2 protein-coding genes and 1 pseudogene are annotated in these 2,188 nt (G+C 44.0%); 1 reads left to right on the forward strand and 2 read right to left on the reverse strand.

Annotation, left to right across the window (positions count from 1 at the left end; translation table 11 throughout):
* Window positions 1-441: pseudogene (locus JMF81_RS12705) on the reverse strand (NAD(P)H-dependent oxidoreductase); the annotation flags it as partial.
* Between the two features lie 220 nt (window positions 442-661).
* On the opposite strand from JMF81_RS12705, the gene JMF81_RS12710 reads away from it, so the two are divergent.
* Window positions 662-1,624: a sugar-binding transcriptional regulator gene (locus JMF81_RS12710; RefSeq protein ID WP_201311815.1), complete on the forward strand. Its 963-nt coding sequence runs from the start codon at window positions 662-664 to the stop codon at window positions 1,622-1,624.
* A 37-nt stretch (window positions 1,625-1,661) separates the two neighbouring features.
* Here JMF81_RS12710 and JMF81_RS12715 read toward each other — a convergent pair.
* A partial coding sequence (locus tag JMF81_RS12715) for a hypothetical protein (protein ID WP_201311816.1) occupies window positions 1,662-2,188 on the reverse strand: 527 nt, incomplete at its 5' end.

Raw genomic sequence — 2,188 nt, forward strand, 5'->3', positions numbered from 1 at the left:
CATCTTCTTCAGGTAAGGTCCGATTACAACATCCGTTTCTACGTTCAGCATGACTACATGTTTTTTATTCTTCATGGCGTCTGTCGCTACTTTGGCTCCTACATCCGGAACTCCTGTAGCGTCGATGGCGCATTCTACCAGATTTGCCTGGGAAACAAAATCCGCATCCTCGCATGCCACATATTTTCCTGCTTCCATGGCTGCGTTTGCATCCGCAAGCGTCTTTGCGATCACGATATCATCATCTGTAACGCCTGCATATTTGAACGCGTGCACTGCGTTTTCAACTTTGATGTCAGATACAATGGCCGGCATGATTCCGTTCATCAGTACCATCTGGGTTACCATTCCTCTTCCCATCTGCCCTGCACCGACAATACCGGTCTTGATGATCTTTCCTTCTTCCTGTCTTTTGATGAGCTTCTGATCCATATTCAGCATAACTATTCTCTCCTATCTTATATAGAACCCGTTAACTTGTTACATATGTGCCTATCAATTACTTTTGATACTTGTATTATAATCACTTAACATTTGTTCGTCAATATATTTTTAAATTTTTCGCTTATTTCCTTGAAAAACCGGTGCTTTTGCTATATAATCCACTTATTATTTAGTTACATTTGTGCCTACATCTTATTTTTTAACGAAAGGAGTTCCTATGAACAAAAAAGAACATCCAGATCTCATGTACGATAAAATCGTCCTTGCAGCCAATCTATACTACAAAAGCAATCTCTCACAGCGCGAAATTGCCCAGCGTCTAAATGTTTCGAGACCCTGGGTATCAAAACTGCTTTCCCGGGCAGAAGATTTGGGAATTGTTAAAATAAAAATAGATTCTCCCATTTCCGGAATCCCCCTTCTGGAATCGCAGCTGCAGCAAAAATACGATTTAAAGCACGCCGGAGTCATTGATACCAGCGACTCTTCCAGAGACTATCTGGCCATGGCCGCAGCCAGTTACTTCGTATCTAAAATCCAGCCGGAAGATTCGATAGGGATCGGCTGGGGCACCGCCATTACCCGCTTTCTGAAACAGCTTCCTTCCCTTCATCTCCCCTCTACGATCATTGCTCCTATGGCTGGAAGTTTTGGTGTCAGTTTTGAAACCCTGCCAAATTACAACGCACTGCAGATGGCTGAAAAAACTGGAGGAACTGCCAATATTCTGCACGTTCCAGCCTTCTGCTCTTCCAGCAAAGAATATGAAACTTTAATCGCAAACGAACATACCAAAGATATGATTTCCATGGCAGAACATTCTGATATTATTTTGACCGGGATTGGTACTTTTTCCTCCTCTTTCCTGACCCGCTATCATATCTTATCCGATACAGACATTGACAGTTTTAAGCAGGCTGGCGCAATCGGGGACATTCTCCTCCAGTTTCTGGACAAAGATGGAAATTGTGTACATACGGATCTGACAGAAAGACTTATCATCGCCGATATCTTCCGCGCCAGAAAAAATGCCCGCTGCGTTATTGCCATCGCTGAGGGTCTTGAAAAACTGAACATTATTCACACCGTGCTTTCTCTGCATCTGGTTGATTCATTTTTTACAAGTCAGGAGACAGCCTCTGCACTTCTTAAGCTCTGCGATTCCTCTTCCATACAATAAAAGGCGGGCCGGGATTCCGGCTCGCCTTTCCTCGCAATTATAATACGTTCTTTCCGTACATTGCATCCTGCTCTTTTCTCAATTTGTAGATCAGTGTGCTCTTATCCAGTTCGATATCATCATATGTAAGGAGCTGGCCTTTCTTCACGTCTCTCTTCATAACCGCTTTGTTTGTTACCAGTCCAAATGGAACATATCCTTTTTCATCAGATTCTTTTGCTTCCGCAATGGATCCATGAGTTGTGTATCCTCCGATTCCATCGATCGTCTGTCCTGCTTTCAGGTCGATCTTCGCTCTTGTGATACACTCAGATACCAGTCCATCGATCGGCACGCAGGTTACCTCTCCGTCAATTACTGCTTTCGCTACTGTAAGAGGTGTTTCAAGATTACACAGATGATATGGACGATACAGGGTCCAGAGCGGTCCAGGTCCCATGCTGTGATAGCTCATCTGGTACGCGATCTCTTCATTCGGTGTGGAAACTGTTACGAAGACTCCCGGAGCGATTCCGTTTACATATTCTACGACTCCATGTTTGTTCAGGATTCCTCCGTCTTTCT

Origin of the sequence: Anaerostipes butyraticus (genome assembly GCF_016586355.1) — a bacterium.
Classification (GTDB): Bacteria; Bacillota; Clostridia; order Lachnospirales; family Lachnospiraceae; genus Anaerostipes; species Anaerostipes butyraticus.

What these genes read in the sequence shown, in the direction of transcription:
- JMF81_RS12710 (WP_201311815.1), top strand. Translation starts at nt 662, where the DNA reads ATGAACAAAAAAGAACATCCAGATCTCATGTACGATAAAATCGTCCTT.